Source organism: Streptomyces sp. NPDC012769 (assembly GCF_042901205.1).
GTDB lineage: Bacteria > Actinomycetota > Actinomycetes > Streptomycetales > Streptomycetaceae > Streptomyces.
Genome location: NZ_JBIBCP010000002.1, coordinates 1,261,540 through 1,286,687 on the forward strand (window position 1 = coordinate 1,261,540; position 25,148 = coordinate 1,286,687).

24 protein-coding genes are annotated in these 25,148 nt (G+C 73.9%); 10 read left to right on the forward strand and 14 right to left on the reverse strand.

The features are described 5' to 3' along the window. Window positions 1-33 precede the first annotated feature (33 nt). The gene (locus ACFY7C_RS14775) at window positions 34-774 is read left to right on the forward strand and encodes an SDR family NAD(P)-dependent oxidoreductase (protein ID WP_389649108.1); all 741 of its coding nucleotides are present in this window, start codon (window positions 34-36) and stop codon (window positions 772-774) included. Between the two features lie 6 nt (window positions 775-780). Here the strand turns inward: ACFY7C_RS14775 and ACFY7C_RS14780 are convergent, their stop codons facing one another. Then, window positions 781-1,230: a GNAT family N-acetyltransferase gene (locus ACFY7C_RS14780; RefSeq protein WP_389649111.1), complete on the reverse strand. Its 450-nt coding sequence runs from the start codon at window positions 1,228-1,230 to the stop codon at window positions 781-783. A 102-nt stretch (window positions 1,231-1,332) separates the two neighbouring features. Between ACFY7C_RS14780 and ACFY7C_RS14785 the strand changes: the two genes are divergently transcribed. After that, entirely contained in the window at window positions 1,333-1,938 is a 606-nt protein-coding gene (locus ACFY7C_RS14785) for an antibiotic biosynthesis monooxygenase (protein ID WP_389649114.1), read from the forward strand. Between the two features lie 15 nt (window positions 1,939-1,953). Here ACFY7C_RS14785 and ACFY7C_RS14790 read toward each other — a convergent pair whose 3' ends face one another. Continuing rightward, window positions 1,954-3,822, reverse strand: coding sequence for an endonuclease/exonuclease/phosphatase family protein (locus ACFY7C_RS14790; RefSeq protein WP_389649117.1), 1,869 nt, complete (start codon window positions 3,820-3,822; stop codon window positions 1,954-1,956). A 205-nt stretch (window positions 3,823-4,027) separates the two neighbouring features. On the opposite strand from ACFY7C_RS14790, the gene ACFY7C_RS14795 reads away from it, so the two are divergent. Beyond that, entirely contained in the window at window positions 4,028-5,506 is a 1,479-nt protein-coding gene (locus ACFY7C_RS14795) for a hypothetical protein (RefSeq protein ID WP_389649120.1), read from the forward strand. Window positions 5,507-5,570: 64 nt separating this feature from the next. Here ACFY7C_RS14795 and ACFY7C_RS14800 read toward each other — a convergent pair whose 3' ends face one another. Next, window positions 5,571-6,338 (reverse strand): SDR family NAD(P)-dependent oxidoreductase, encoded by a 768-nt coding sequence (locus tag ACFY7C_RS14800; protein ID WP_389649122.1) that lies wholly within the window; start codon window positions 6,336-6,338, stop codon window positions 5,571-5,573. An 88-nt stretch (window positions 6,339-6,426) separates the two neighbouring features. Between ACFY7C_RS14800 and ACFY7C_RS14805 the strand changes: the two genes are divergently transcribed. From ACFY7C_RS14805 to ACFY7C_RS14815, 3 genes are all read left to right on the forward strand, one after another. Next, entirely contained in the window at window positions 6,427-7,872 is a 1,446-nt protein-coding gene (locus tag ACFY7C_RS14805) for an alkaline phosphatase PhoX (RefSeq protein ID WP_389649125.1), read from the forward strand. Window positions 7,873-7,927: 55 nt separating this feature from the next. Beyond that, on the forward strand, window positions 7,928-8,605 hold the full coding sequence (locus ACFY7C_RS14810) for a GntR family transcriptional regulator (protein WP_389649127.1): 678 nt from the start codon (window positions 7,928-7,930) through the stop codon (window positions 8,603-8,605). 83 nt (window positions 8,606-8,688) lie between these two features. Further along, the gene (locus tag ACFY7C_RS14815) at window positions 8,689-9,708 is read left to right on the forward strand and encodes a 1-aminocyclopropane-1-carboxylate deaminase (protein WP_389649130.1); all 1,020 of its coding nucleotides are present in this window, start codon (window positions 8,689-8,691) and stop codon (window positions 9,706-9,708) included. A 64-nt stretch (window positions 9,709-9,772) separates the two neighbouring features. Here ACFY7C_RS14815 and ACFY7C_RS14820 read toward each other — a convergent pair whose 3' ends face one another. After that, window positions 9,773-10,993 (reverse strand): TerD family protein, encoded by a 1,221-nt coding sequence (locus ACFY7C_RS14820; protein ID WP_389649540.1) that lies wholly within the window; start codon window positions 10,991-10,993, stop codon window positions 9,773-9,775. A 162-nt stretch (window positions 10,994-11,155) separates the two neighbouring features. Between ACFY7C_RS14820 and ACFY7C_RS14825 the strand changes: the two genes are divergently transcribed. Then, window positions 11,156-12,121 carry an AraC family transcriptional regulator gene (locus tag ACFY7C_RS14825; protein WP_389649133.1) on the forward strand — a complete coding sequence of 322 codons (966 nt, stop codon included), beginning with the start codon at window positions 11,156-11,158 and terminating at the stop codon, window positions 12,119-12,121. Between the two features lie 284 nt (window positions 12,122-12,405). On the opposite strand, the gene ACFY7C_RS14830 is transcribed toward ACFY7C_RS14825, so the two are convergent. Continuing rightward, window positions 12,406-13,227, reverse strand: a complete 822-nt coding sequence (locus ACFY7C_RS14830; RefSeq protein WP_389649136.1) for an NAD-dependent epimerase/dehydratase family protein — start codon at window positions 13,225-13,227, stop codon at window positions 12,406-12,408. 228 nt (window positions 13,228-13,455) lie between these two features. Between ACFY7C_RS14830 and ACFY7C_RS14835 the strand changes: the two genes are divergently transcribed. Beyond that, window positions 13,456-14,397 carry a 5-dehydro-4-deoxyglucarate dehydratase gene (locus ACFY7C_RS14835; RefSeq protein WP_389649139.1) on the forward strand — a complete coding sequence of 314 codons (942 nt, stop codon included), beginning with the start codon at window positions 13,456-13,458 and terminating at the stop codon, window positions 14,395-14,397. Then, complete coding sequence (locus ACFY7C_RS14840) at window positions 14,394-15,521, forward strand: hypothetical protein (RefSeq protein ID WP_389649142.1); 1,128 nt, start codon at window positions 14,394-14,396, stop codon at window positions 15,519-15,521. Before ACFY7C_RS14835 ends, ACFY7C_RS14840 begins: the two co-directional genes overlap by 4 nt. On the opposite strand, the gene ACFY7C_RS14845 is transcribed toward ACFY7C_RS14840, so the two are convergent. Next, the gene (locus ACFY7C_RS14845; protein ID WP_389649145.1) at window positions 15,508-16,671 is read right to left on the reverse strand and encodes an MFS transporter; all 1,164 of its coding nucleotides are present in this window, start codon (window positions 16,669-16,671) and stop codon (window positions 15,508-15,510) included. The genes ACFY7C_RS14840 and ACFY7C_RS14845 overlap by 14 nt on opposite strands. A gap of 48 nt (window positions 16,672-16,719) precedes the next feature. Next, window positions 16,720-17,637 carry a DUF2867 domain-containing protein gene (locus ACFY7C_RS14850; RefSeq protein ID WP_389649148.1) on the reverse strand — a complete coding sequence of 306 codons (918 nt, stop codon included), beginning with the start codon at window positions 17,635-17,637 and terminating at the stop codon, window positions 16,720-16,722. Window positions 17,638-17,689: 52 nt separating this feature from the next. Here ACFY7C_RS14850 and ACFY7C_RS14855 point away from each other — a divergent pair, with 52 nt between their 5' ends. Beyond that, entirely contained in the window at window positions 17,690-18,388 is a 699-nt protein-coding gene (locus ACFY7C_RS14855) for a TetR/AcrR family transcriptional regulator (RefSeq protein WP_389649151.1), read from the forward strand. Between the two features lie 37 nt (window positions 18,389-18,425). Here ACFY7C_RS14855 and ACFY7C_RS14860 read toward each other — a convergent pair whose 3' ends face one another. The 7 genes from ACFY7C_RS14860 to ACFY7C_RS14890 form a co-directional block, all read right to left on the reverse strand. Continuing rightward, window positions 18,426-19,067 (reverse strand): hypothetical protein, encoded by a 642-nt coding sequence (locus tag ACFY7C_RS14860; protein ID WP_389649154.1) that lies wholly within the window; start codon window positions 19,065-19,067, stop codon window positions 18,426-18,428. Then, on the reverse strand, window positions 19,064-19,498 hold the full coding sequence (locus ACFY7C_RS14865; RefSeq protein WP_389649157.1) for a hypothetical protein: 435 nt from the start codon (window positions 19,496-19,498) through the stop codon (window positions 19,064-19,066). Before ACFY7C_RS14865 ends, ACFY7C_RS14860 begins: the two co-directional genes overlap by 4 nt. Before the next feature lie 124 nt (window positions 19,499-19,622). Further along, the gene (locus ACFY7C_RS14870) at window positions 19,623-21,071 is read right to left on the reverse strand and encodes a peptidoglycan D,D-transpeptidase FtsI family protein (RefSeq protein ID WP_389649159.1); all 1,449 of its coding nucleotides are present in this window, start codon (window positions 21,069-21,071) and stop codon (window positions 19,623-19,625) included. A gap of 82 nt (window positions 21,072-21,153) precedes the next feature. Continuing rightward, window positions 21,154-21,879: a response regulator gene (locus ACFY7C_RS14875; RefSeq protein WP_389649162.1), complete on the reverse strand. Its 726-nt coding sequence runs from the start codon at window positions 21,877-21,879 to the stop codon at window positions 21,154-21,156. After that, a complete protein-coding gene (locus ACFY7C_RS14880; RefSeq protein WP_389649165.1) occupies window positions 21,876-23,171 on the reverse strand; it encodes a sensor histidine kinase in 1,296 nt (431 codons plus the stop codon). Before ACFY7C_RS14880 ends, ACFY7C_RS14875 begins: the two co-directional genes overlap by 4 nt. Continuing rightward, the gene (locus ACFY7C_RS14885; RefSeq protein WP_389649168.1) at window positions 23,168-24,211 is read right to left on the reverse strand and encodes a hypothetical protein; all 1,044 of its coding nucleotides are present in this window, start codon (window positions 24,209-24,211) and stop codon (window positions 23,168-23,170) included. Before ACFY7C_RS14885 ends, ACFY7C_RS14880 begins: the two co-directional genes overlap by 4 nt. Window positions 24,212-24,328: 117 nt before the next feature. Continuing rightward, window positions 24,329-25,099 (reverse strand): IclR family transcriptional regulator, encoded by a 771-nt coding sequence (locus ACFY7C_RS14890; protein WP_389649171.1) that lies wholly within the window; start codon window positions 25,097-25,099, stop codon window positions 24,329-24,331. Window positions 25,100-25,148 lie beyond the last annotated feature (49 nt).

Sequence of the window (25,148 nt, forward strand, 5' to 3'; positions counted from 1 at the left end):
CGCGACAGGAGGCCAGCGAAAAGGATCCCGCACATGACTGCCGAACAGCGCGTCGCCCTCGTCACCGGCTCGTCCTCCGGCATCGGAGCCGCCGTCGCCCGCCGCCTCGCCGCCGCCGGCTACCGGGTCGTCGTCAACTCCGCCCGCTCCGTCGAGGCCGGTCGGAAGCTCGCCGCCGAACTCCCCGGCGCCCACTACCTCCAGGCCGACGTCTCCGACGAGGCCCAGGCCACCCGGCTCGTCGAGGAGACGGTGGCCCGCTTCGGCCGCCTCGACCTCCTCGTCAACAGCGCCGGTACCACCCGGTTCATCCCGCACGACGACTTCGCGGCCGCCTCGCCCGACGTGTGGCGCCACCTCTACGACGTCAACGTCATCGGTGTCTGGCAGACCGTCACCGCGGCGGTGCCCCACCTGCGCGAGACCCGCGGCGCCATCGTGAACATCTCCTCGCAGGCCGGCGTCCGGCCCGGCGGCAGCTCCATCCCCTACGCCGTGACCAAGGCCGCCGTCAACCACATGACCAAGCTGCTCGCCAAGACCCTCGGGCCCGAGGTGCGGGTCAACGCCGTCGCGCCCGGCCTCATCGACACCCCCTGGTTCGACGGCGTCGAGGGCGCCGACGCCGCCAAGGAGCACGTGGCCTCGGTCGTGCCGCTGCGCCGGGTCGGCCGCCCCGAGGACATCGCCGAGGCCGTCCACGACCTGGCGAACGCCTCGTACATCACGGGCGAGGTGCTGCTCGTGGACGGCGGCGGGCACCTGCTGGGCTGACCGGCCTCAGAGCGCCAGCTTGAAGCCGTCGTGGCTGCGGGCGAAGCCCAGCGACGCGTAGAAGCGGTGGGCGTCGGTCCTGCTCTTGTCACTGGTCAGCTGGACGAGGGCGCAGCCGCGGGCCCTGGCCCGTTCGACGGCCCGGGCCATCAGCTCCCGGCCGAGCCCGCCGCCGCGCCGGTCGGCCCTGATCCGTACCGCCTCGATCAGCGCCCGCTCGGCCCCGCCCTTGCCGAGGCCGGGGATGTACGTGGCCTGGAGGCAGCCCACGACCGGGCCGCCCTCCTCCGCCACGAGCACCAGCACCTCGTTGCGCGGATCGGCCTCGATGTCCGCGAACGCCCGCTCGTAGGCGGCGGTGACGGTCACCGTCGCCGGGTCCACCACCCGCTCCTCGTCGGCGAGCAGGGCGAGGACGGCGGGCAGATCGGCACGGGTGGCGGGACGGAGGATCATGGCCGGAAGTCTCGCACGACCGGCCCTGGGCCCCGGGGGGTCTCCCTTGACTGTGGGGTCTTCCTTGACCTCAAGTGCGGTCGAGGAGCCAGCCTGGGAGTCATGGACACCATCGAGAATCCGCACGCATGGGAGACCCGGGACTGGCCGGACGCGGGGCTGCTGTCGTACAGCGTCCTCGTCGGCAGCGACGGCGACACCCTCCTGCACTACTCGCAGTGGACGGGCGAGGAGGCGTACGAGGACTTCTTCCGCACCCACCGCGACGACCGCAACGCCGAGATCGACGCCGCGGTCCCGGGCATCGAGCGCGTCGGACTGCGGCGCCTGGCGCCGCCCTTCCGTACGACGGTGTACGGCGACGGGGTGGCCGACGGGGCCGACGCCGCCGAAGCGGTGCCGGGGTGCGTGGCCGCCGTTCTCGTCGAGGTGGGCCCCGAGGGCCCGGAGGCCCTGGCCGACGCCCTGGAGGCGGGCGGTGCGGGTGGTGCGGGGGTGGCCGGCGGCCAGGGCGGCGGTGCGGGCGGTGGTCGGATCGCCGCGTACGCCCATCTCACCACCGACGGCACCCATCTCTTCCACTACGCCGAGTGGGAGAGCGAGACGGCGCACGTCTGCCGGCAGGCCGAGGCGGGGCCCCACCCGGGGATCGCCGACGACCGCACCCGCAGGTACGCGCCCGCGCTCAGTCTGAGCGCGGGCGCGTGAGTCGCCGTCCGGCGGTTACGGGCGGAAGCGCAGGACCTGCGGGTCGTGGTCGCTGTTCTGGTCCGCGAACTCGGCGTTGATGTGCACGCTGTCGTACTCGAAGTGGTGCACGCCGGGGCTGGTCAGGATCTGGTCGAGGACCTGGCTGTTGCCCTGGTAGACGTACGAGTAGCGCTCGCCGCGCGGCAGCGACTTGATGGCGGGGAACAGCGCGCCGCCGTCGGTCAGCGCCTGCGTCGTCCCGGAGAACTCGAAGTCGTTGATGTCGCCGAGCACGACCACGTCGGCCTGCTTGTCGAGGGCCAGGGCGTCCTTGACGAAGGCGTTGACGGCCTGCGCCTGGAGCAGGCGCTTGGCCTCGGAGGAACGGTTCGGCGGCTGGTGGTGCGAGACGAGCGACTCGTCGCCGCCCTTGGAGCCGAAGTGGTTGGCGACCACGATGACCGTGCGGCCGCGGAAGACGAACTCGCCCGCGAGCGGCTTGCGGCTGTTGTCCCAGGCGGTGTTCGCCGGGTCGATCCGGCCGGGCGAGACGGTCAGGTGGGCGTCGCCCTTGGTGCCGGTCACCGCGGTCGCGGTGGTGGCGTCGCCGCCCGGGCGGTCGACGAAGGAGACCCGCGCCGGGTTGAAGAGGAAGACCTGACGGATGTTGCCGCCGGGCTCGCCGCCGTCCTTGTTGTTCTGCGGGTCGACCGAGCGCCACTCGTACGCCGGGCCGCCGGCCGCCGTGATCGCCGCCGTGAACTTCTTCAGCGTCTCGCCGGCCGTGACCGTGCCGTCGTTCTTGGCGCCGTTGTCGTCCTGGATCTCCTCCAGGGCGAGGATGTCGGGCGAGGCGAGGTTCTCGACGACCGCCTTGGCGAGCGCGTCGAACTTGTCCTGCGGGTCGCTCGGGTCGAGGTTCTCCACGTTGTACGTGGCGACGGCCAGCTCGTTCTTGTGCTGCCGCTCGGTCACCTCGCGCTCCAGGCCGAGGTCGACGTGCTCGCCGAGGGTGTTCGCGACCAGGGTGTAGCCGCCGAACTGGTTGAAGTCCAGCGGGCCCTCGGTGGTGCCGGCCAGCCAGTCGCCGACGTTCGCCTTCGGGAACGGCTTCTGGGAGATCGGGGCGAGCTGCTGGATCTGGAGCCGGCCGGTGTTCTGGGAGTCGTACGAGCCGTAGACCGTGCCGCCGCGGACGCTGTCGTTCTCGAACGGCTTCACCGTCACCCACAGCTCGGAGTACGGGTCGGTCGCGCCGACCACCCGCGAGGTGCCGATGCGGACGTTGGCGCCCTCCAGGGACTCGTAGTAGTCCAGGGCGTAGGTGTCCGGTCGCAGGGTGAGCCCGTTGATGGAGCCGCCGGCGGCCGGGTCGCCCTCGGGGGTGTACGCGCCCGGGACGGAGCCGGCCCAGATCGTGACGGGGGCGGGGACGGCGTTGCCCTTCGACAGGACGGTGATCGCCGGCTTGGAGATCTGGGTCAGCGACTGGTTGCCGGAGTTGAGGCCGCCCGGCACGTACTCGGTGACGGTGCCGTTGACGCTGACCGCGTCGCCGACGGCGACGGTCGGGATGGAGCTGGTGAAGACGAAGATGCCCTCACTGGTGGCCGGGTTGTCATCGGATTTCGGATCCTGGATCCAGAATCCACGCGAACCGTACGTACGCACACCGGTGACGACGCCCGTGACGCCGGTGACCTGCTTGCCGACGAGCGGCGAGACGCGGGTGGTGCCCTGGATGTCGTGGATCCGGACGGGGGCCGCCGCGCCGGTGGCCGAACCGGTGGCGGTGGTGGTCGCGTCGTCGGCGGAGGCGGACGCGCCGCCGAGCAGACCGGCGGCGAGGGCGGCGGAGACGACGGCGGCGACGGCGGCCGATCTCGGTATGGAGGAAGACATCAAGGTGCTCCGTGAGGGATTGGAGAAACGATCCAACGATCTACGCGCGTCAATTTCGTAGGAGAGCGGCACCCTTGTCAAGGGTTGACGGGTGTACGAAGGCTGACGCCTCGATGAACCGGCGGACCGCCCCCCGAATGCGTCTACGCTGAAGGCTTCGAGAAGCTACCCGAAGCCCACCGCCCCGCCGAGGAGAACACCCCAGATGGCACCGGACCGTCCGACCCTGCCCCCCGTTCGACTGCCCTCGGACGCGGAACTGGCGCGGGACGCCCTGGCCGCACCCCTCCTCGTCCGCGCCGTGCGGCTGGCCCGCTGGGCCGGCCCCGAGACCCGGGTCGGCGCGGGCGGCGAACTCGTCGACGAGCAGCTGCCGGCCGCCGCCGAGGTCCTCGGCCTCGCCGACGACGAGGACGGCGAGGCGTACGCGAGCGAGGCGTGGCGGGTCGCCGTCGACACCGGCCTGGTCGACGTGGAGGACCCGGAGGAGGCGGAGGCCGGGGACGCCGAGGAGGCCGGGGAGGGCGAGGGCGGTACCGCCGCTCCCGGCGAGAACCTGAAGCTCCTCACCGGCGGTTCGCCCCAGGACGTCCTCGCGATCTGGCTCGAGGCCCTGGAGGCGGTCTTCGCCGACGCCGCCGCGCCCTACTTCGACGACCTCGACGCGATCGTCGGCGCCGACGGCGAGATCGACTTCGAGGCGCTCGACTGGGACCCCGAGGGCGAGGCCGAGTTCCTGGAGCGCGTCCTCGGCAACCTCTACCTGCTGACCGTCAGCGAGGGCGGGGCCGGCGACGGCCCGGTGCCGCTGCCCGCGCTCGCCGCGTCCGTGGTCGTCCCCGACGACATGGGCGAGCCCACCGACGACGTCCTGGAGCAGGTCTCCGACGCGATGATGCGGCTGGACGAGCAGTTCCGGATCCTCGAACCGGTCGGGTTCGTCGAGTACCGGCCCGTGGACGAGGCCCTGATGGTCGAGGAGGGCGAGGCGGCGGACGAGCCCGTGCCCTCCGTCGACGAGGAGGACGTCAGCCGTTACGGGCTGGTCCGGCTCACCCCGCTCGGCCTCTACGGCATCCGCGCCCGGATGCTGGAGGCCGGCCTCGGCGCGCCCGCGGTCGGAGACCTCGCCGACAAGGGCGCCGATGTGCTGCTCGACGGCATCGCCAGCTATCCGCAGGACGCTGCCCGTGCCGAGACCGTCGGCTGGCTCGCCGGCCGCGACGGCGCCGCGGCGGCCCGCGAACTCCTCGCCGCGGCCCGCGGCTCCGACCCCGGCGCGCCGGTGCGCCGCCTCCACGCCCAGCAGGCCCTGTCCCTCGTCGGCCCGGAGGCCGAACCCGCCGTACGGGAGGTCCTCGACGACCCGGAGCTCGGCGGCCTCGCCCGGGTCTGGCTCGCCGAGCGCGGCGCGGCGGACGTGCCGGCTCCGCCGGAGTCGATGATCTACTGGCTGGCCGTCGACACGATCGCCGCCCACCTCGACGCCGACGGCGACCTGGAGGAACTCCAGGACCTCATCGAGGGGCTGACGGGCCGCCACGGAGGCTTCTTCGAGGCGGTCTGGCGCGTGGACCACCCGGCGACCGCCGACGTCCTCGACGCCATGGGCCGCCTCCACCGCGACAAGCCCACGGCCAAGGAGGCCCGCAAGGCCGCCTTCAAGGCGAGGTCCCGCCCCTGACGAGTGCGCCGGCCCGGAGCGTGGGCCCGGCTGGGCTCGGTGCCCCGGGCCCCGGGCCGCAGGGTCACGTGCGGAGGTAGGACGCGCCGTTCAGGTCCAGGACCGTGCCCGAGGCCCATTCGGCCGCGGGGGAGGAGAGCCAGAGGACGGCGGCGGCGATCTCGTCGGGGGTGGCCACGCGGCCGAAGGGGCTCTGGGCGCGGATGGATTCGGCCTCGGGGCCGGTCAGGCGGGGGGCGACCCGTTCGGTCGCGAAGAAGCCGGGGGCGACGGAGGCCACGGCGATGCCGTGCGGGGCGAGGGCGACGGCCAGGGACTGGCCCAGGGCGTGGACGGCGGCCTTGGTCGCCCCGTACGCGGGGTGGTCCGGCTCCCCGCGGAAGGCGCCCCGCGAGCCGATGTTGACGATCCGGCCGCCCCGCCCCGCGTCGATCATCCGCCGCGCCGCCAGCTGGCTCAGATACGCCGTGCCCAGCAGGTTCACGGAGACGTGCCGCTGCCACAGCTCCACCCACTCCTCGTACGGCGTCGTCGCCGGCGGGTGCGGCAGGTTCACGGCCGCGTTGTTCACCAGCACGTCGATGCCGCCGAGCGCCCCCGCCGCCGCGTCCGCGACCCGCGCCGCCGCCACGGGGTCGGCGAGGTCGCCGGAGACCAGGGCGTGGCCGGTGCCGTCGAGCAAGGCCAGGGTCTCGCGGGCCTCCTCGGCGCGGGAGCCGTAGTGCACGGCCACCCGGTCGCCGTTGGCGGCGAAGGCGCGGGCCACCGCGCGGCCCAGACCGCGAGAGGCTCCGCTGACGAGGACGCGCCGTCCATGGGCAGGCAGGTTCATGGCAGTTCGCCTTTCTGTTCAACCGCCGTTTATACGGGGGCGGGACCGTGTGCCGCGACACCGGGTGACGACAGGGAGAGAACCGTCTATGTCCCTCAACCGCAGAGACTTCGCCAAGCAGTCCGCCGTCGCGGGCGCAGGGCTCGCCCTCACCGGCGCCGTGGGCGCGCTCGCCACCGCGCCGCAGGCGCTGGCCGCCGAGGAGCCGCAGGCCCACGGCGACGGCGACCGCGACGGCCAGGGGCACGGGCACGGCCACCACCGCCTCGGCTACGGCGAGCTCGTCCCCGACCCGGACGGCCTCCTCGCCCTCCCCGAGGGCTTCACCTACCGCGTCATCACCCACAGCGGCGTCACCCGCCTGGAGTCGGGCGAGTTCACGCCCGAGAAGCACGACGGCACGGCCACCTTCGAGGGCCCGCGCGGCACCACGTACCTCGTCAACAACCGCGAGCTCAAGGGCCCCCGCTCGAAGTGGGCGCACCCGGTCCCGCTCGCCGAGGGCCTGGTCTACGACCCGGCGGCGGCCGGCGGCTGCACGGTCGTCGAGGTGCACCGCGACGGCACCGTCGCCGAGTGGGTCGGCATCGCCGGCACCTCCACCAACTGCGCCGGCGGCCGCACTCCCTGGGGCACCTGGCTCACCTGCGAGGAGAACTCCGACCTCGCCGGTGTCAACGGCATGACGAAGGACCACGGCTACGTCTTCGAGGTCGACCCGGCCGACCGCCGCGCCAACCGCGACCCGAAGCCGCTGAAGTTCTTCGGCCGGTACGACCACGAGGCCGTCGTCATCGACACCCGGCGCGGCCACGCCTACCTCACCGAGGACGCCTCCGGTCCCAACGGCCTCTTCTTCCGCTGGGTCCCGCCCCAGGGCTTCGCGCACGGCCGCGGGAAGCTGGCCGGTCTCGCCGACGACGCCGGCCGCCTCCAGGCGCCCAAGTGCTACGACGCGGCGGGCCGCTTCGTCGACGACCTCTCCCGCGCCCCGAAGATCGGCACCGTCTACGGCGTGGACTGGGTCGACGTCCCCGACCGCGACGCCCGCACCACCCCCGTACGCCGCCAGTTCGGGCCCGGCGAGGTCACCCGCGGCCGCAAGCTGGAGGGCATGTGGTGGGCCGACGGCGGCGCCTACATCGTCTCCTCGTACGCCCGCGAGGAGAGCCCCGGCACCCCGCACGACGGTCAGGTCTGGTTCTACGACCCGAAGCGCCGCACCCTCACCCTCAAGGTGCTGCTCGGCGTCAACGCCGCCCCCGACCAGGACGGCGCCTACGACGGCCCGGACAACATCACCGTCTCCCCGTACGGCGGGCTGGTCATCGCCGAGGACGGCAAGGGCGTCCAGCACCTCTTCGGCGCGACCGAGAGCGGCCGCACCTACCCGATCGCCCGCAACGACCTGAACGACAGCGAGTTCGCCGGCGTCGTCTTCTCGCCCGACGGCGACACCCTGTACGCCTGCATCCAGAACCCCGGCATCATGCTCGCGATCACCGGCCCCTGGCGCCGCCAGCCCCGCCGCTGACCCGTTTCCCCGGAAGCCGTCCCTTCCGGGTGACTGACATCTAACATGTCAGTTCATGGACGACTTACGACCCGTGGGCCGGACGCTGCTGCGCGACCGGGCGTACGACACCCTGCGCGAGGCCATCGTGCGCGGTGACCTCCCACCCGGTTCCGTGGTCAAGGACAGCGAACTCGCCGAGCGGCTCGGGCTCTCGCGCGCACCCGTGCGCGAGGCCCTCGCCCGGCTCGGCGACGAAGGGCTCGTCGAGACCAAACCGCAGAGCTACACCCGGGTCACCCGGCTGGTCAGCCGGGTCGTGCGGGACGCCGCCTCCGTGGTGCGGGTGATGCACGAGCTCGCCGCCCGCACCGCCGTCCCGCTGCTCGGCCCCGAGGGCATCCGCGCCATGCGCGAGGCCAACGAGCGGTTCGCCGCGGCCGTGCGCGCCGCGGACGTCGACGCCGCCCTGCGCGCCGACGACGAGCTCCACGACGTCCTCGTCGGCGCGAGCGGCAACCACGCCCTCGCCGCCACCATCGAGCGGTACACGCCGCTGATCCGCCGCGTCGAGCGGCACCTCTTCGGCGACTCCGGCACCTGCGTCTCCGCCGCCCTGCACACCCGCCTCATCGACGCCTGCGAGGCGGGTGACACGGAGGAGGCGGTGCGGGTGACCTCGGAGATCTGGCGGGCCCTCGAAGAGCTCGCGGACGAGGCGACCGACCCGTCCGGGACCACCGCCGTCCATTAGCGCGGGACCACCGCCGTCCGTTGGGTCAGGGCCACCGCCAGTCCAGGGTCACCGCCGTCCGTCACCTCACCCCGGGAGCACGCATGCCGACGATCGCCGACTTCGAGCGCTATCCGCTCCTCTTCGGACCCTCGCCCCTCCACCCCCTGCCACGGCTCTCCGCCCATCTCGGCGGCGCCGCCCTGTGGGCCAAGCGGGAGGACTGCAACTCCGGCATCGCCTACGGCGGGAACAAGACCCGCAAGCTGGAGTACCTCCTCGCCGACGCGCTCGCGCAGGGCTGCGACACGCTCGTGTCGATCGGCGGGGTGCAGTCCAACCACACCCGGCAGGTCGCCGCCGTCGCCGCCCGCGCCGGACTGAAGTGCGTCCTGGTGCAGGAGAGCTGGGTCGACTGGCCGGACTCCGTCTACGACAAGGTCGGCAACATCCTCGTCAGCCGGCTCGCCGGAGCCGATGTCCGCCTGGTCAGGGCCGGGTTCGGCATCGGCTTCAAGGAGAGCTGGGAGCAGGCGCTGCGCGAGGTCGAGGAGGCCGGCGGCCGGCCGTACGCCATCCCGGCGGGCGCCTCCGACCATCCGCTCGGCGGGCTCGGGTTCGCCAACTGGGCCCATGAGGTCGCCGAGCAGGAGCGGGAGCTCGGCGTCTTCTTCGACACGGTGGTGGTCTGCTCGGTGACCGGCTCCACCCAGGCCGGGATGGTCGCGGGCTTCGCCGCGCTCACGGAGGCGGGCGGCCCCGCCCGGCGGGTGGTGGGGATCGACGCGTCGGCGAAGCCCGGCTCGACGCATGAGCAGATCACCCGGATCGCCCGGAACACGGCGGCCCTGATCGGTGTGGAGCGCCCGCTCTCCGCCGCCGACGTCGAGCTGGACGCGCGCTATCACGCGGGCGTCTACGGCATCCCGGACGAGGCCACCCTGGACGCGATGCGGCTGGCCGCCCGTACGGAGGGCATGGTCACCGACCCGGTCTACGAGGGGAAGTCGATGGCCGGTCTGATCGACCTGGTGGACCGGGGCGAGATCGGCCGGGACTCGACCGTGCTCTACGTCCACCTGGGCGGCCAGCCGGCCCTCAACGCGTACAGCGCGCTCTTCTAGCGCCCCTGGCCGCCCGGGCCCGGGGCCCGCCGCCTCGCACGGCCGCGCCTCACAGGACTGCGTCTCACAGGGCCTGGGCGGCGGGCTTCACCATGCCCCGGACGGTCCGGGACTTCACGAACTCGCCCATCGCCGTCATCTCCCACTCACCCGAGAACTGCTTGATGAGCTTGGCCATCATCACGCCGGTCTGCGGCTCGGCCGTGGTCAGGTCGAAGCGGACCAGCTCCTCGCCGGTGGCGGCGTCCATGAGCCGGCAGTACGCCTTGGCGACCTCGGTGAACTTCTGGCCGGAGAAGGAGTTGACGGTGAAGACCAGGCCGGTGGCGTCGGCGGGCAGCCGGCCCAGGTCGACCACGATGACCTCGTCGTCGCCCGCGCCCTCGCCGGTCAGGTTGTCGCCGGAGTGCTTGATGGCGCCGTTCAGGATGGACAGCTTGCCGAAGTAGCAGCTGTCGAGGTGGTTGCGCTGGGGGCCGTAGGCGATGACGGAGGCGTCGAGGTCGATGTCCTTGCCGCGGTAGGCGGGCTCCCAGCCGAGGCCCATCTTCACCTGGGAGAGCAGCGGGCGGCCGCCCTTGACGAGGGAGACGGTCTGGTTCTTCTGGAGGCTGACGCGGCCCTTGTCCAGGTTGATCTTCCCGGCGCCGGGGGCCGGTGCCGCGGGGGCGGCCGGCGGGGCGGGCGGGGTCGCCGCGGGAGCGGCCGGCATGGACGGCATGGTCGCCGCGACGCGCGGGTCCACCGGGGGAGCGGCGGGCGCGGGCGTGGGAGCCGCCGCGGGCGTGGGCTCCTCGTCCACGCTCACGCCGAAGTCGGTCGCGATGCCGGCGAGGCCGTTCGCGTACCCCTGGCCCACGGCGCGGGCCTTCCACGCTCCGTTGCGGAGATAGATCTCCACGACCACGAGCGCCGTCTCCGTGCCCAGCTGCGGCGGGGTGAAGGTGGCGAGCACGCTGCCGTCGTCCGCGTTGCGCAGGGTGGCGGTGGGCTCGATGCCCTGGAAGGTCTGGCCCGCGGCGTCCGGACTCGCGGTCACCACGATCTTCTCGATGCCGGCCGGCACGGCGGTGGTGTCCACCAGGATGGCGTCCGGCGCGCTGCCTCCGCCGGAGCGGTAGGTGACGCCGGGGCCCGCGGGCTGGTTGTAGAAGATGAAGTCGTCGTCGGAGCGCACCTTGCCGTTGGCTCCGAGCAGCAGGCCCGAGACGTCGAGCCGCACCGGGGCGGCGACGTCCACCGCCACGCGCGCGGCGGTGAGAGGGATGTTCGAGCCGGGGGTCATAGCGGTCATGCCCGGGTTAACGACCGGGACCCCTTTGCCGTTCCCTTACCTTCCCCGGGTTCGGCCACTCCGGTTACGCGGATCGCGGGGGTGGCGGCCGCGCGGCCGTGGTGCGTCCCGCCGTTCCCGGTCACGTCCGTCATGTGAATATTCTTTCGATCCGTGGGTGGGAGCTCTTTCCGGACGCGGGACGTGGACGAGGCGCGCGAGGAGATCGACGCGCGGTACTACGCGAACTTCATGGACGTCATCGACGCGCGGGACCGTCCCTTCGCCGCGCGGTTCGACACTGTCGGGCTCGGGCCGCTGATGATCGGCGACCTCAGCTGCGGCGCGGACGTGCGGATGCGCTTCGGTGAGCTGGGGGCGTTCCACCTCAACGCGCCGCTGAGCGGCACCATGGAGCTGCGCCAGGGGGCGGGCGCGCGCCGGCTGCTCGCCACCGCCGACGAGGCGGTGCTGCTCGACCCGGCGGGGGACACCTTCCTCGACCGGTGGAGCGGCGACTGCCGCACACTTTCGGTCAAGATCGACGCGGGGGCGCTCCAGGACCGCCTGGAGCGGCTGCTCGGCCGTCCGCCGGGCCGCAGGCTCGCCCTGGGCCCCGTCCTGGACATCTCGCGCGGCCCCGGTCTGAGCTGGGTGACCTTCGCCCGGCAGGTGGCCGCGGGGGCGCTCGCGGGGGACGGTCTCGCCACCCACGAGCTGGTGGCGCGGCCGCTTCAGGAGGCGCTGCTCAACGGGCTGCTGCTGGCGGCCGAGCACCCCTGGCGGGACGAGCTGGCGCACCCGGGCGGGCCGGTCAGACCCGCGCCGGTCAAGCGGGTGATGGACGCGGTGCGGGCCCGCCCGGAGCACCCCTTCACCAGCACCGAACTGGCCGCTCTGGCCCGGGTGAGCGTGCGCCGCCTCCAGGAGTCGTTCCGGGAGTACGTGGGGATGTCCCCGATGGCGTACGTGCGCGAGGTCCGCCTGGAGCGGGTCCACGAGGAGCTGCGGGCGGGCGACCCGGACGGACTGAGCGTCGGTGACGTGGCCTGGCGCTGGGGGTTCACCCACCCGGGCCGCTTCGCGGCGCAGTACCGGGCCCGCTTCGGCGAGGCACCGTCGCGCACGCTGAGGGGCTGAGGCGGCCGGGCCGGAGGGCGATCAAAGGCCCGTCGGGCGGCGCCCACGACCCGCCCGGTCACCCCTCCCGTCACGCGCCCGGTCACCCCTTCCGTCACGCGCCGGTTCACCCCTCCCGCAACCCGTCGCGTTTTGCGGACAGGCGCCGCGCTCAGCGGCTCGCGATGATCTTGACCGAAACATATCGTCAGATCGTCCGCGAACGTCATGCGTCGCTCGCGTCGACCCGGGTCCCGGCCGGCTCCCCCGCATTGTCCGGCCGGGCCCGAGCTCCTCCGTCGCCGTCAGTGCGGCCAGCGCGGCGGGTCCACACAGAAGTGGCCGCCCAGATAGACGTCGTCCGCGCTTCCCGGCGCCGGCAGACCCTTCTCCGCGATCAGCCGCTCGGCGAACACCTCCGAGTCGTCCTTCGGTTCGTAGCCGAGCGCCCGCGCCGACGACAGGTCCCACCACTCGCGGGTGTTGGCGGAGGAGCCGTGGACCACCGTGTGCCCCACCCCGGGCGCGGTGAGGGCCGCGTGCAGCAGCCGGGCGCAGTCGGCCGGGCTGAGCCACATCGACAGCATCCGCACCGAGGTGGGCTCGGGGAAGCAGGAGCCGATCCGCACCGAGACGGTCTCGACGCCGTGCTTGTCCCAGTAGAACTGGGCCAGGTCCTCGCCGAAGGCCTTGGACAGGCCGTAGAACGTGTCGGGCCGGTGCGGGGTGTCGACGGGGACCGGGGGCTCGCCCGGGCGCGGCCGCCGGGTGAAGCCGACGGCGTGGTTGCTGGAGGCGAAGACAACCCGGGGCACGCCCTCCTCGCGCACGGCCTCGTAGAGGTGGTGCAGTCCGGTGATGTTGGCGGCGACGATCTTGTCGAAGTCGGCCTCCAGGGAGATCCCGGCGAGATGGACGACGGCGTCGACGCCCCGCACGGCCTCCCGCAGCGCCTCGCGGTCGGCGGGGTCGGCGAGGTCGGCGACGATCGCGTCCGGGGCGCCGGGGACGGGGACCAGATCGAGCGGGCGGAGCGCGTAGCCGTAGCCGGGCAGCAGCTCCCGCATCAGGGTGCCGACGCCGCCGGCGGCGCCGGTGAGCAGGACGGTTCGGGGTGCGGCGTTCAAGGAGGGCATCTCCGTCCGTAGACCGAATTCACACACATGGAAGAGCCGACACGCTAGGGACTCGGCTCTCGCACCGTCAAGAACCGGAGTCGCGAAGGCACTTCGCACACTGACGGATTCTTGACCGGCTCTTCCTCGCTGCCTTAGCGTGAAGATGTTCAAGAGTATGGACAGCAGTCAGAATCTTGTACGAGTCAAAATCTGGATCTTGTACGACAGGGAGTGCCCGTGACCACACCCCCGCTCGCCGACCGGCTCGACGGCCTGCTCTTCTTCCCCGTCACCGCCTTCGGCCCGGACGGCGGCGTCGACCTCGACGTCTTCCGCGCCCATGTCCGCGCCGGCGTCGACGCGGGCGCGGGAGCGGTCTTCGCCTGCTGCGGCACCGGCGAGTTCCACGCGCTCACCCCCGAGGAGTTCCGCGACTGCGTCGCCGCCGCCGTCGAGGAGGCCGCCGGACGCGTGCCCGTCCTCGCCGGCGCCGGATACGGCACCGCCCTCGCCGTCCGCTACGCCCGGCTCGCCGAGGAGGCCGGTGCCGACGGGCTGCTGGCCATGCCGCCGTACCTCGTCGTCGCCGACCAGGCCGGGCTGCTGCGCCACTACACCGAACTCGCCGCCGCCACCCCGCTCGACGTCATCGTCTACCAGCGCGACAACGCGGTCCTCACCCCCGAGACCGCCGTCGCCCTCGCCCGCACCCCCGGTGTCATCGGCCTCAAGGACGGCCTCGGCGACCTCGACCTCATGCAGCGGATCGTCAGCGCCGTCCGCTCCGCCGGCCTCGACCTGCTCTACTTCAACGGCCTGCCCACCGCCGAGCTCACCGGCCTCGCCTACCGAGGCATCGGCGTCACCCTCTACTCCTCCGCCGTCTTCTGCTTCGCCCCCGACATCGCCCTGGCCTTTCACCGCGCCCTCGCCACCGGCGACGACACCACCGCGCACCGCCTCATCGACGCCTTCTACCGCCCCCTGGTCGAACTGCGCGCCAAGGGCCGCGGCTACGCCGTCTCCCTCGTGAAGGCGGCGGTACGGATGAACGGCCTGGACGTCGGCGAGGTCCGGCCCCCGCTCAGCGAGCCGGCCCCCGAGCACCGACACGAACTCGCCGCGATCATCGAGCGCGGCCGGGCCGCCCTCACCGCGGGCACGGAGGAGGCCCGATGAGAGCCGGCGCCTTCCTCTACCCCTGGGACGTCGACGGCGACCCCGACGCCCCCGCCCGCCTCGCCGGCCTCGGCCTCGACCAGGTCACCCTCGCCTCCGCCTACCACTCCACCCGCGCCCTGACCCCCCGCCACCCCCGCCGGCGGATCGTCACGGCGGCGCACGCGGCCGTCCTCTACCCGCCGGACCCGGCCCGCTGGGCCGGCCGCGCCCTCGCCCCGTACCCGTCGGGCGACTGGGCCCCGGGCGACGCCTACGGGCGGGCCGCCGACGCGCTCGCGGACACGGGCCTGGCCGTCCACAGCTGGGTGATCCTGGCCCACAACTCCCGCCTCGGCGCCGAACACCCCGAGACCTCCGTCGTCAACGCCTACGGCGACCGCTACCCCTGGGCGCCCTGCATCGGCCAGGACGCCGTGCGCGAGCTCCTGGTGGAGCTCGCGGCGGAGGCGGCGGTCCGGCAGGGCGCGGCCGGCACCGAGCTGGAGTCCTGCGGCTGGTACGGCCTCGCGCACCTCCACGCCCACGACAAGACGGCCGGCGTCCCGCTCGACGACACCGCGCAGTACCTGATGTCGCTCTGCTTCTGCCCGGCCTGCCGGGAGGGTTACGGCCGGCACGGCGCCGACCCCGACGAGCTGGCCGCCGCCGTCCGGGCCGCCCTCGCACCGGTCTGGCGCGGCGGCCCCGCCGTCTGGGAGGGCGGTCTCGCCGACGCGGCCCTCGCCTGGCGCCTGACGGCCGCCCGCGGCCTCCAGGAGGCCGCCGTCGCCGCCGTACGGGCCGCCGCCCCGCCCGGCTTCCGCGTCCTGCTGCACGCGGACCCGGTCCCGTACCGCTGCGGGGCCAACGCCGGCACCGACCCGGCGCACATCCTGTCGGTCGCGGACGGCGTGGTGACCCCGGCCCCCACCGTGGCGGCCTTCGTCGCCCACGCGCGCGAGCGGACCGTCCTCGCCGCCAACCTCCCCGTCGTCACCGGCATGGGCGGCTCCCCGCACACCCTCGCCGAGGACGCCGCACGGGCCGCCGACGCGGGCGCCACCGAACTCCGGCTCTACCACGCCGGGCTGGCGTCGGACGCCGACCTGGAAGCCGTACGGAAGACCCTCACGGCGCGGTGACCCGGCCGGGCCGGGGGCGGGCGGCGGCCAGGACCCCCGCGCCGGCCGCCCCCGCGAAGCCGAGCAAAGGAAGCAGCGTCCGCACGTCCACCAGCGCCGTCAGGCCGGCGCCCAGACCGAGGGCCACCGCGTTCGGCACGAAGACCAGGGTGTGGGCGGTGCCCGACGCCCGGCCCACCGTGTCCGCCGGGACATGGCGCTGGACCGCCGTCATCGTGGCGATCAGCACCCACGGCAACCCCACCCCGATCAGCCCGCTCGCGCCCAGGGCCACCGCGTCGTACGGCAGCGCCCTGGCCGCCGCGCCGACCGCGAAAAGACCGAGACCCGCCGCCGCGAGAGCGCGCTCCGGGACCCGTCGCAGCAACGGACCCGCCACGACCCCGGCCGCCACGGACCCCGCGCCCTGGACCGCGTACAGCACGCCCGCGTACGCCGGGGCATGCCCGAGCCCCCGGTCCACCACGGCGTAGACCGCCGCCCCGTTGAGCCCCGCGAGCAGCATCGTGAAGCCGCCCGCGAGCACCAGCGGGCGCAGCGCCGCCGACTCCCACAGCAGCCGGGCACCGTCGGCCACCGGGGCGCGCCGTCCCGGCACCGGCCGCCCCTCCCGCACCCGCAGCAGCGCGAACACGCCCGCCGCCACCGCGAAGGTCGCCGCGTCCAGGAGCGCCACGGGGCCGCCGCCGTACCGGGCGAAGAGCCCCGCCGCCACCAGCGGGGCGACCAGCTTCATGCCCTCGCTGACCGTCATCCGCAGCCCGTTCAGATCCCCGAGCCGCTCCCCGTCGAGCGCCCCGGCCGCCAGCGCGGCCTCCGCCGCCTCGTGGACCGCGCCCTGTGCGCCGTACACGACGAGCACCACGAACAGCAGCCACACCCGCTCCGCCCGGTCGACCCACAGCAGCGGCGGCAGCAGCGCCGCCATGGCCAGGTTCACCGCGATGAGCAGCGGGCGCCGGCGCACCCGGTCCACCAGCGAACCGAGCAGCGGACCCAGGAGCGCGGGCGCCCACAGGGCGAAGGCGGTCAGCGCCGCCAGGGCGTCGGAGCCGGTGAGCGACTTGACCCAGATCCCGGAGACCAGCCACATCGCCGTCGTGCCGAATCCGGACACCAGGACGCCGGTCAGATAGAGAGGAACGCGCATGACCGCAGGCTGGCGTCTGAGGCGGCCCCTCCGGATCGGTCAGGTGCCCTAGGAAGCCGTACGGAGTTTCCCGTTCCGCTCGCCTGCGGGCGGGGTCGCCAGCGCGATCCGGCGGTGAGCCCGGCGCAGCATACGGCGGACGAGGTACGGATGGACCCGGCGCACCACCGCGAAGTAGAGGCGGCCGTAGGCATTGTGGAGCCGTACCGCCGTCGCCAGGGTCACGCTCTCGTCGTCGACCACCAGCGAGGCGCGGAAGTCGAGGTGGAACGCGTCCTCGCCGAGCATGAGTTCAGGGCCCTGCGCGCCCCGCTCGGCGAAGGGCAGCACGGAGCGCCACGCCCGGGGGTCGCGGGGCATGCCCGGGGGCAGGGGCATGCGCCAGGCGTCGGTGAAGTCGGGCCGCTCGAAGGCGGTGCGGAGCAGCCGGGCCTCGTCCGGGACCGGGACGGCGGTCGGCCTCACCCAGCGGAGCCGGTGGGCCAGCATGGCGCGCCGTGACCGGCGGACCGGCGGGTGGGTCAGGGAGCCGAGGGCGGCCCGCTCGGCGTTGTCGAAGATCTCCTCGACCATCGTGTCGTGCACGGGCTCGACCACCAGCTTGTACAGGGCGAACGCCTGCGGAGGCATGGCCACTTCGAGGACGTGCGAGATGCGGCACCGGTCGGGGCCGAGGGGTTCGACGTCGAGCCGGTGGTAGCCGGTGCCCAGGTCGTCGTCGGTGTCGAAGCGGACGGACCGCCCGGGCTCGTAGGTGGTGACGTGGTAGCGGACCGGGCCGTGGCCGCCGTCGGCGCCGACGGAGAGGGGCCGGTCGAGGACCATCGCGGGCCAGACCGGGGTGGGGAACAGGGGGTCGTCCGGCGCGGAGAGCCGGTCGACGAGGGCGCCGACGGTATCGGCCGGGGCCTCGACGATCCTCTGGTGAACGTTGCGAACCGTGCGCACACCGCGCATACCGCGCATACCGAACCTCCATACGGGAGCGTATGTTCACCGTACGGTACCGTACGGTGATATGCGCGACCACGAGGACCCCCAGGAACGAGACGGCACCCGGCGGGGCGGAGACCGGCAGGGCGGAGCGGGGCAGGGCGGCACGGGGCAGGACGGCAGCGGGCGGGGCGGGACCGGCCGGGGCGGCGGTCCCCGGACTCGTGGCGCCGGCCGCAGGCGACTGACCGCCGACGACTGGGCGGACGCGGCCCTCACCGCGCTCGCCGAGCGCGGACTCGCCGGAGTCGCGGTGGAGCCCCTCGCCACCCGCCTGGGCACCACCAAGGGCAGCTTCTACTGGCACTTCGCCAACCGCGACGCGCTCGTGGCCGCGGCCCTCGCCCGCTGGGAGGAGCTGTCGACCGAGCGGATCATCACGGCCATGGAGGCCGCCGAACCCGACCCCGCGGCCCGCCTCGGCACCCTCCTGCGTGGGGCGACCGCATCGGCCGCCGACGACCCCCTGGAGGTGCGGCTGCTCGCCGCCGGCGACCACCCCGAGGTGGCGGCGGCGCTCGCCCGCGTCACCGAACGCCGGGTCGGCTACCTCGCCCACCTCTTCGAACTGCTCGGCTTCCCCCCGCCCGAGGCCCGCCGCCGCGGCTTCCTCGCCTACACCAGTTACGTGGGCCACGCCCAACTGGCCCACGCCGTCCCGGGCTCCGTCCCGTCGGACCCGGAATACCTGGCGGCGGTGGCGGCCGCGCTCCTCGCACCCTGACCGGTGACGGTGAGGGTGCCGGAAGCGGGCGGCCGGTTCAGAAGTGCCGGGCCGCGACCCGGTCGGCCAGGGTGAACGCGGTCCCGCAGTCGGGGCAGACGGCCCGGCCGAACAGCACGGTCACCCCGTGGGCCACCTCCGTGTGCCCGGCCTCCAGGGCCGTCCGGCGCAGCCGCGCCGGAAGCCCGTCGGCGGGCTCGACCGGCGTCACCCCCGGATCCGCGAAACCGACCGCGAACTCCGAGAAGCAGTCGGCGCACTCGACCTCGTACTCGCCCTCGAAGAGCCCTTCCAGCCGCCCGGCGCTCCACACCCGCTCGCCCTCGAAGGCGAGCACGCACTGCAGCAGATAGACGAAGAGCGCGGGATCGTCGGTCTCGGCGTCGAGGAGCCGCCCGGCCACCGGCAGGAGCGCGGCGATCTCCGCCGCGTACCGCTCGGTGCGGGGCCCGTCGGCCGCCGAGACGATCAGACCGGCCATCAGGACCGCGTCCATCGGCGAGCCGGCGGCCCGGCCGGCCGCGATCGCGGCCAGGTACGGCAGGGCGAGGAAGCTGTCCTCGTAGACCGACCCCTGGTGGCACAGGTCGTCCCACAGCTCGCTCCACACCGCGCCGTCCGCGTCGCCGCCGAGGCGGGCGAAGGTGCCGGGCAGGTCCTCGGAGGGCCGCGCCGTCACGCCACCGCCTCCTTCCGGGACGCCCGCCGGGACTCGACGCGCAGGGCCACACCCGTCGCCAGGGCGCCCGCCGCCTCCCACAGGCCCACGCCGAGGAAGCCGGCCGGGGCGCGGTCGGTGAGGACGGCGAGGGTGAAGACCGAGAAGGTGAGGAACCGGAAGGGGACCGTCCATCGGAAGAAGGACTTCCAGTCGGCGAGGGCCGCCAGCACGTAGTAGACGCCCATGTTGAGCGCGGCCATGGAGGAGGCGGTCAGGAAGAGCACGGTGTGGTCCCCGGCCGGCCGGTCGGCCCGCGGGGCCAGACCCATCAGCCGGATCGTCGTGTCCGGGGAGACCAGGCCCACCAGACCCAGGGCGGCGGCGAGGACACCGAAGACGGCCATCGTCCAGCCGGACGGGGAACGGGGCAGACGGGCGTTCGAGAGCATGCCCCCTGCATATCGTGCGGCGGGGACCGGTCCGCAACCGGCCCCCGCCTCCCGTCACTTCACCGCGCCCGCTGTCTGTCCCCGCGCCGTCCGCCCGCCCCGCGCGGGCAACAGCGGAGGTCCCTCACTTCAGCGCGGCCTTCATCATCTTCTGCGCCACCGGCGCCGCGAGACCGTTGCCGCTGACCTCCGAGCGCGCCGCGCCCGAGTCCTCGATCATCACCGCGACCGCGACCTCCTTCCCGGTGGCCGGGTCCTTCGCGTAGGACGTGAACCAGGCGTACGGCGTCTTGCTGTTGTTCTCGCCGTGCTGGGCCGTGCCGGTCTTGCCGCCGACCTCCACGCCGCCGATCGCCGCGTTGGTGCCGGTGCCCTCGTCGACCACGGTCCGCATCGCGCTGCGCAGCTGCTCCGCCGTCGACGAGGACACCACCCGCCGGGTGTCCCCGTCCTCGTACGACTGGAGGGCGTCGCCGTCGGAGTCGACGACCTGCGACACCATGTGGGGGCTCGCCATGAGACCGTCATGGGCGATGGCCGCCGACACCATCGCCATCTGGAGCGGCGTGGCCGTCACGTCGAACTGGCCGATACCGCTCAGGCCCGTCTGCGCCTTGTCCATGCCGGACGGATACACACTCGGGTACGCCCGCACCGGGACGTCCAGCTCCTTGTCGTTGAAGCCGAACTTCTCCGCCATCGCCTTCACCTTGTCCTGGCCGAGGTCGACGGCCGTCTTCGCGAAGACGTTGTTGCACGAGTAGCGCAGCGCGGTGCGGAGGGTGGCGTTCTCGCAGGGCGCGGACGCGTTCTCGTTCTTCAGCACGGTCCGGGTGCCGGGCAGCGTGTACGGGTTCGGGCTGTCGGTCGCCGTGTCCACCGAGCCGTACAGCCCGTCCTCCAGCGCCGCCGCCGCGACCACCAGCTTGAACGTCGAGCCGGGCGGCAGCGGCTGCCGCAGCGCCCGGTTGACCAGCGGCTTGTCCTCGTCCTCGGTGAGCCGTCGCCACTCGTCGCCGTCCGTCAGACCGGCGATCCTCGACGGGTCGTACGAGGGTGTCGACACCATGCCGAGGATCCGGCCCGTCTTCGGGTCGACGGCCACGGCGGCGCCCTTCTTCTTCCCGAGCGCCTCGTGGCCGGCCTTCTGGACGGCCGGGTCGATCGTCGTCAGGACGGTGCCGGGCTTCGCGTGCTCGCCGGTGAGCACGGAGAGCGGGTTCTTCAGGCGGGTGTCGGTGCCGTCGAGGACGTCGGAGTAGATGCCCTCCAGCTGGGTCGCCCCGTAGGCCTGCGAGCTGTAGCCGGTGACCGCCGCGTACAGCGCGCCGTCGGTGTAGACCCGTTTGTAGGCGAGGTCACCGCCCTTCGTCTCCTTCGATCCGGTGACCGGCGAGCCGGCCACGACGATGTTCCCGAGCGGCTGCGCGTACTGCGCGATGGTGTTCCGCCGGTTGTTCTTGTCGTTCGCGAGGGCCTGGCCTTCGTACGCCTGCACCCAGGTGGCCCGTCCGAGGAGGGCGAGCACCAGGAGCAGCGCGAAGACCGAGGCGCGCCTGATCGTCTTGTTCATCCCATATGCGGGACGAGCGGGCCGGCCGCCGGCGTTCCGGAGGTGTCCGGTTTCTCAGGGAACCTTCATGTACGGGCGCGCGTCACCCGCCGGCGCTCGGCCGGATGAAGCCCGACTCGTACGCCACGATCACCGCCTGTGTACGGTCCCGGGCGCCGGTCTTCGCGAGGACGGCGGCCACGTGGGTCTTCACGGTCGCCGGGCCGACGCCGATCAGGCCGGCGATCTCCGCGTTCGTCAGGCCCTTCGCCATGTGCCGCAGCACCTCCGCCTCGCGGTCGGTGAGCCGGGACACCCACGCGGGGGCGGCCGGCGGGTGGCGGCGGGCGTGCTCGGCGGCGAGGCCCCGGACCGCCGCCGGGTAGAGCAGCGAGTCGCTGCGGGCGACCAGACGGACCGCGCTCACCAGCTCCTCCGGCGCCGCCCGCTTGAGCAGGAACCCCGCCGCCCCCACCCGCAGCGCGTCGTACACATAGGCGTCGTTCTCGAAGGTGGTCACCACCACGATCCGGGGCGCGTCGGATCCGGCCCCGGCGAGGATCCGGCGGGTCGCCTGGATGCCGTCGATCTCGGGCATCCGGACGTCCATCAGGACCACGTCGGGCCGCAGTTCCCGCACCACCGACACGGCCTCCGCGCCGGTCGACGCCTCCCCGACCACCTGAAGGCCGGGCTCCGCGTCCAGGATCACCCGCAGCGCGGTGCGGACCATGCGCTCGTCGTCCGCGAGCACGATCCTGATCGCCGAATCCTCGCGGGCGGGCGCCTGGCCCTCCGGGGCGGCCCCCCGGCCCTCCGGGGCGGTCATCGGGCGCCTCCGGCCGGGCCCACCGGCAGTCGGGCGGACAGCAGCCAGCGGTCGTCCACCGGGCCCGCCTCGGCCGTGCCGCCGAGCAGCCGGGCCCGTTCCGCGATGCCGCGCAGGCCGCGCCCGCCGTCCGGGCGGGCGACCGGCGCCGTGCCGGTGAGCGGATTCTCCATGGTGATCTCCAGTTCGTCCCCCGACAGCGCGATCCGCGCCGTCACCGTCTCCCCCCGCGCGTACCGCACGGCGTTGGTGAGTCCTTCCTGCACGATCCGGTACGCCTCGCGCGACACCGCCTCCGGAAGCCCCGCCGGGTCGCACCGCACCGTCAGCTCCACCGCCGACCCCGTGCCCCGCACCAGGGCGTCGAGCGCGTCCAGCCCCGGGGCGGTGAGCTCGCCGTCGTCCTTGCCGCTGCGCAACAGGCCGAGCACGGCGTCGAGTTCGCCGACCGTGCGCCGGGTGGTCTCCTCGATGGCGGTGAGCGCCTCCCGTACGAAACCGAGGTCCGCGTCCGCGTCCCCGTCCGCGTCGAGCGCCCGGCGGGCGGCGCCGGAGTCGAGCACCCGGCGGGCGGCGCCCGCCTGGAGGGTGACGGCGCTCAGCGCGTGGCCGACCGAGTCGTGCAGCTCGCGGGCGAGCCGGTTGCGCACGGCCAGCTCGGCGGCGCGCCGCTCGGCGGCGGCCAGCCGGTCCGCCGGGCTCGGCCCGAGCAGCCGGGGCGCCGCCGAGGCGAGCAGCGCTCCCGTCGCCGCCGCCGCGGCGGCGAGCCCGAGCAGCAGGAGCAGCCCCAACGGCAGTCCGGCCCAGGCGAGCCAGGGCCGGTCCAGGTGCCAGAACCGCCCGAGCTCCGAGGTCCGCAGCTCCGCAGAGAACGGCAGCGCGGCCACGGCCAGGGCAAACGGCGGCAGCGCCAGGCTGGCACCGCTGACCAGCGCGCCCACGCCCAGGTGGAGGGTGAACCAACCGGCGGTCCGCGCCTTCGCGTCCCGCCCCCGGGCCGGCCCCTCCGCGAACCGTCCGGGCGGCACCCCGCACAGCGCCCGCGCCGCCGCCACCGACATCGGGCGGGTCAGCGGGAAGAGCGCGGTGAGGGCGGCGAGGGGCAGCCCCACGGCGTACGCGCCGAACTGGACGGCGAGGCTGTTCGTGAACATCGACCCGCCGTCCGTGAACGGCCCCATGACCACCGTGCCCACCAGCCAGTACGGCATGAACACGGCGCCGCCGAGGATCAGATGGAGCCAGCGGCGCCTGGCCCGCTGCCCGAGCAGGGCCTCCCACGCTCGTCTCATGCGGTCCGGCTCCGCCGGTTCAGGACCACGGCCAGGCAGCCGGCCAGCAGGAATCCGGTGATCATCTCGCCAGCGTACGTGGCGGTCATCAGGTCCGTCGGCTCCTTTCCGGGATCGGCGAGAGGCAGCAGCGCGACCAGGGACATGTACGCGCCCCAGCACCCGGTCGCACCCGAGGACACCCAGGCCAGGGCCATGGTGGTGCGCACCGCGCGGCGGGCCGGGCGGCGCAGGACGAGGGCGGGCGTGGCGACGGCGGCGACGAGGAGGAAGACGGCCCGCACGGCGTCCACGACGGCCCGGTCGGCGTCGTAGGCGCCGGTGAGTTCGGGCGAGAGGCCCCGGGCCGTGCCGCAGGCCCACAGGATGTGCAGGGCTGCCGGTGCGAGGGCGAGCACGGCGCCGGCGACGGCGCAGGCCCGCAGGACGGGGCCGCTGACGGCGGTGGGCAGCTCGCCGAGGCGCCCGCGCCAGACATGGCCCCAGCGGTCGCGCGCGTACAGGACGAAGAGGATGCCGAGGCTCAGGCCCTGGACGATGAAGCCGCCGTAGACGACGGGGAAGACCCAGGCGTCGAGGAAGGGCTCGTCGGGCGGCCCGGCGGACGCGGAGCCCGGCCCGCCGAGGAGGGCGACGGCCACCTGGGCCGGGTAGGCCACCATGATCGGGGCGAGGAGTCCGATCGCCGCCCACACGGGGAAGGCGAGCAGCCACGCCCGCACCCGCAGCCCCCAGGGCCGGGTGAGGAGCAGCGCGAGCAGGACGACCACCGCGTCGGCGAGCACGGAGATCCCGTTGACGACGGCCATCATCGCCGGGTGGTCGAGCAGCACGCTGCCCTCGGGGATGCCGATCGTGCTGCCGGCCGTCCAGGCGACCTTGAGGGCGATGTAGGGCAGGGTGCCGAGGACGGCGAGGACGCGCAGCGTCCGGCGGAGACGGCTCGCGGGAGCGGGTGCCGGACCGGGTGCCCGACCGGCGGGCGAGGCGGGGCCGGGGGAGTCGGGCGCGGCGGGTGCGGGGAGCGTCGGTGTCGTCATGTCCCCACCGTCCCGCCCGGACCGGCCCCCGCACCTCCTGCCGTACGACGAACCTCCTCCGCCGCACGGGGGAGGAGGTTCGCCGTGGGGGACGAGAGGCGCCCCGCCGTGGGGGGACTAGAGGCGGCGGGTCGCCAACGTCAGCCGGTCGCGGGCGTCGAACAGCGCGTCCTTGATGAGCTGTTCGTGGCCCGGGGTCAGCCGGGCCACCGGCACCGAGCAGCTGATGGCGTCGCGGGCCGGGGTCCGGTAGGGGATCGCGATGCCGAAGCAGCGCAGCCCCAGGGTGTTCTCCTCGCGGTCCACCGCGTAGCCCTGCCCGCGGATGACGTGGAGCTCCTCGATCAGCTTCTCGCGGTCGGTGATCGTGTGCTCGGTGAGCGCCGGCAGGGTCTCCGGGAGCAGCTTGCGGACCTGCTCGTCGCTGTAAGTGGCGAGCAGCGCCTTGCCGAGCGAGGTGGAGTGGGCGGGCAGCCGGCGGCCGACGCGGGTGAACGGGCGCAGATAGTGCTGGGACTGGCGGGTCGCCAGATAGACCACGTTGGTGCCGTCGAGCCGCGCCAGGTGGATGGTCTCGGTGGTGTCGTCGGAGAGCCGGTCGAGGGTGGGCCGGGCGGCGGCCACCACCTCGTCGCCGTCGATGTACGAGGTGCCCACGAGCAGCGCCCGCACCCCGATGCCGTACCGGGTGCCGGTCGCGTCCGTCTCCACCCAGCCGAGCTCGACGAGGGTGCGCAGCAGCATGTACAGACTGGACTTGGGATAGCCGACCGCCTCCTGGACGGCGGCGAGCGAGTGCATGCCCGGCCGTCCGGCGAAGTACTCCAGCAACTCCACGGTCCGCACGGCGGACTTGACCTGGGCCCCGCCCGCGTCGTTGGTCGACATCGCCCTCGCCCCTCTCCCCGAACCCTCTTGTGGAGACGGCTGGGCCGTC